Below are 471 nucleotides of genomic sequence, written 5' to 3' on the forward strand. Positions count from 1 at the left end.
GCCGCCGCGCCGTCGCCGCCCGCGATCTCGTCGCTGCCGCCGGGCAGGCCGGTGCGCAGGTCGGACAGGACCGTCAGGGTCGGTACCGGGGAGCGGGCGGCCGTCACCAGCGCGCCGAGGCCGGAGCGGACCGAACCCGCCATGTCGGCGGCAAGCACGTGCTCGTCCAGGCCGAGCGCGGCGTGGACGGCGGTCGCGTTCGTCTTGTCGAGGTAGGCGGGGGCCGCGGTCGCGAGGAAGAGCTGGCCGATGCGGGGACGCAGCCCGTCGCGGGCCAGGGCTCCACGCGCCGCCTCGACGGCCATGGACGTGGTGTCCTCGTCGTAGCCCGCGACCGCGCGCGTACCGCGTCCCGCCGGTGTCCCCAGCGTGGCGGCGACGTCGGCCCGGGCGAGGCGGTGGTACGGCACGTAAGCGCCGTAGGCGATCAGTCCGGCCATGTCAGCGTCCTCCATGAGCGTTGATGGCGTC

At 75.8% G+C, this 471-nt stretch carries 1 pseudogene; it reads right to left on the reverse strand.

From position 1 onward, the window contains the following. A pseudogene (locus tag TN53_RS42285) lies at positions 1-440 on the reverse strand (hydroxymethylglutaryl-CoA synthase); the annotation flags it as partial. Between the last annotated feature and the right edge of the window lie 31 nt (positions 441-471).

Origin of the sequence: Streptomyces sp. WM6386 (assembly GCF_000972385.1) — a bacterium.
Classification (GTDB): Bacteria; Actinomycetota; Actinomycetes; order Streptomycetales; family Streptomycetaceae; genus Streptomyces.